Annotated in this window: 4 protein-coding genes; all 4 read left to right on the forward strand. The window is 43.3% G+C overall.

The window, feature by feature from the left end; translation table 11 throughout:
- Positions 1-336 precede the first annotated feature (336 nt).
- Complete coding sequence (locus tag EMM73_RS19645; protein WP_186435310.1) at positions 337-1,482, forward strand: RHS repeat-associated core domain-containing protein; 1,146 nt, start codon at positions 337-339, stop codon at positions 1,480-1,482.
- A gap of 2 nt (positions 1,483-1,484) precedes the next feature.
- A complete protein-coding gene (locus EMM73_RS19650) occupies positions 1,485-2,168 on the forward strand; it encodes a hypothetical protein (protein WP_127688459.1) in 684 nt (227 codons plus the stop codon).
- Positions 2,169-2,450: 282 nt separating this feature from the next.
- The gene (locus tag EMM73_RS19655) at positions 2,451-2,663 is read left to right on the forward strand and encodes a hypothetical protein (protein WP_127688460.1); all 213 of its coding nucleotides are present in this window, start codon (positions 2,451-2,453) and stop codon (positions 2,661-2,663) included.
- Positions 2,664-2,800: 137 nt separating this feature from the next.
- On the forward strand, positions 2,801-3,224 hold a 424-nt coding region (locus tag EMM73_RS19660), incomplete at its 3' end, for a hypothetical protein (protein WP_145987576.1).

A 3,224-nucleotide genomic window follows, 5' to 3' on the forward strand; every position in this document is an offset into this window, starting at 1 on the left:
ACGATAACCTGCACAGGCTCACCAGCAGAACCGTCAATTCAGCATTGAATGTAACTGGCGCTTTGGCGATGACAGAAAGCTATGGTTACGATGCGCTGGGCAATTTAACCTCGAAGCCTGGGGTGGGCAATTACAGCTTTAGTTATGATGCCAATGGTAATGTGACGAACGATAGTAAACGCAGCTTTATCTATACAGCCTTTGAGAAACCCTCAAGAATTCAGCAGAACAACGACTATACGGATTTTGAGTATGGGCCGAACAGAGAGCTGATAAAACGCATTGATAAAAGAGGCAATAANGGGAAGGACTTATAACCCTGTGCTGGGTAGGTTTATGCAGGCGGATCCGTTTATTCAGGCACCTGGGAATTTGCAGAACTACAACCGCTATAGTTATGTGCTGAATAACCCGATGTCGATGACAGACCCGAGTGGGTATTTCTCGCTGGGTAAATTGTTTAACCCATTAAAAAGTATTGTCAGAGCAGTGCTCAGTGTTATCCCGCAAAATGTGGGTAACTTTCTAATAGGCATTGGTTCCAAGTTTTGTGGGCCTTGGGCAGGAGCGTGCGCCGCAGCTGCAACCTATGAATTTAGTAGGGCTCATGGTATGAGCAGAAGCGGAGCTTTAAGAGCGGCGGCTGCGGCAGGAATAGCTGCGTATGCGTTTGGGAAAATAGGGGAATATTACTCAGATGCAGGCATAGATAACATTGTTGCCGGAGCGGAGAATGGCGGTGACTTTAGTGGATTAACTAGTTTCGGCGGAAACGCACTGACTGCTGGACAGGTTGCAGGGCAAGTTACGGCACACGCTGCAGTTGGGGGCATAGTGTCCAGTATTGGTGGAGGCAAATTCGGGCATGGGTTCTTTAGTGCGGGAGTGACTAAAGGATTGGGGACTCCCATTTCAGACACTTATGGTCAAGGGGCAATAGGTGGCACCATTACGTCAATGGTAATTGGTGGGACAGCTTCAGTTATTGCGGGAGATAAGTTTGCTAATGGGGCGATGACTGCGGCGTATCAAGCGTTATTTAATCAGTTCAGTAAATGGGCCTACGAATATCAATACAAAAAGGCAACACTGCGACAATTTATGCATGGTAGAGATATGATTGGCGAAGTTCTTGATACCGAGAAAGAGGCTGCTTTGAAGTCACATTACCCCAGTGATGTTGATGCAGTAATTATTCATGGCAGCACAAATGGAAAGTTACTTGGTCCTGGTGGTGAAATATCTATTAAAGATTTTCACAGCCTTTATGAAACATATTTTAAACAATCAAGCCGAGCTATCTTATTATTATCTTGCCATGCAGGTACTTCTGCAAATGCACAAATCTTAGCTAACTTGACTGGTCGAATGGTCATAGCTCCCTCAGTTGGTCAGGCCCTATTTTCTTCAGGTTCCGGATACAGTTATGGTGTGGAGAAGGGAGCTTATCTCCAAGAGTTTAAGCCAGTGAAAGGAAATTAACTATGATATGGCTATTTTTAAGCGGATTACTTACGGCTGATATGCCAGCCAAGGAGTACGACAAATGCTTACATACACTTCAAACATCAGGCATGATTTGGACGGTGGTGACTCCTGGCAATATTCATTGCTTTGAGCATAGGGCTGCAACAGATTCTGACTATGCAATTATGATGGCACGCTATTATAGTTCAAGCCCAAACAAAAAAAAGGATAAGGCAATCGCCTACTATGAACAGGTAGTCAAAATGAATGATCAGTCCCGCGGATTATTGGAGTACTTTAACTATATTGTTAATGATCTTGAGTGCAAAAACGTCAGCCGATGTTTGAAATATAGCTACTTATTAGAGCAGGCTTACAATATACCAGATAACACCTCAGTATTAGCTGCAGATAAACTTACATATATTTACAAACTAGCGGGCGAGCCAGAGAAATCAAAAGAATGGCGATATAAATCTAAGAAAAAATGTAGTAAATATGCAATGTTGGATGCTATGGAAAATGCAGGCTCTGTAGAAGAACGCTATTTTTGGCGTTTTATGTTCAATGTATCTAGATCAGATGATAGTAAAAAGGATATTTATGCCCAATTAGCTCAAGAGAAAAACTTTGATTGGCAGAAATTTATAGGATTTTCATCAGAATTTGTTTGCGATTTGAAGGTTCCGGCTAATTATTAACGAAAAAGAAAAAACGGTGTCAAAAGAAAAAACGGTGTCAGGTCTTGCCCCGTTGTTGTCCTGTCCGGGTGTCCGGCAGGATTATTGAAGGTTTTGGTAACGCCATTTTGTTTAGAAGTTAAACAATTTGGCTTGGGTTTTTCACTAAAAATGCCTGTTTGTGATCAGATGCCAAATATGTTGAACAGTGATTTTGGCGCTAGCAATTTAAGTAATAGTGTGTAAGACATTAGCTGGATCAAAGTGTGTAAAAACAGTAATTTAGAAAGGGAGTTAAGAGTTATGAAAATCATATTAGGCGCATTGGTATTGTCATTTTTTTCTGCATGGGTAGCAGCAGATACTATCGCTAAAATAGATAGTATTTTAATGTTCGAAGGCGGGAATTTGGTTTATATCTATCCCGTTGGGGGAGTACAAAATAAACCCGCCTGTCATGGCTCCGAACAACCAGCGGGGTCAAGTCTTGCCCCGTGCCCCCAAGGTTGTGGTTGATGATTTAATGCTCTTTAAAAACAAATAAAACCAGCAGCTTTACACCAACACTCATTACCTTCATAACCGCAGTCAGCCCGAATAACCAAAGCAGCACGACCAACTTTGATGTGTTTGGCCAAAGTACCAGTAGTTCAGTGAAGGGCGCGCTAGCCAGTGATACGGCAGTTACAGGCACAGTGAGTAAAAGTTTTTGCGCAGGCTGCGATAGTTTATTCCCGGATGCGGCGATTAAAGTGGTGACCAGCAGTGTAACAGGGGCGGAGCAACAGCAGTTTATCGATAAATACGGCCGTGAAGTGGGTAGTAAAACCAAGCTGCCTGTGTCTGGAGCGTACTCCTTCAGTCGTAAAACTTACGATGATCAGGGTCGTCCTTATCAGGTATTTGAGCCTGCGACAGGCACAGTGTCCAGCTACGCCAACACTGTCACCTATGATGTTATTGGCAGAGTGAAGCAAACCGCTATGGCTAATGGTGGGGTGTCAAAGGTGGATTACAGCGGTTATACCACCACCAATACCGATGCTTTACTCAAAACCAAAAGCAGCCAAAGCAACT

It is taken from the genome of Rheinheimera sediminis (assembly GCF_004005375.1).
In the GTDB taxonomy this organism is placed as follows: domain Bacteria; phylum Pseudomonadota; class Gammaproteobacteria; order Enterobacterales; family Alteromonadaceae; genus Pararheinheimera.

Bases quoted from the DNA above. Each gene is read 5' to 3' on its own strand.
- EMM73_RS19655 (WP_127688460.1), top strand. From the start codon at position 2,451: ATGAAAATCATATTAGGCGCATTGGTATTGTCATTTTTTTCTGCATGG.
- EMM73_RS19645 (WP_186435310.1), top strand. From the start codon at position 337: ATGCAGGCGGATCCGTTTATTCAGGCACCTGGGAATTTGCAGAACTAC.
- EMM73_RS19650 (WP_127688459.1), top strand. From the start codon at position 1,485: ATGATATGGCTATTTTTAAGCGGATTACTTACGGCTGATATGCCAGCC.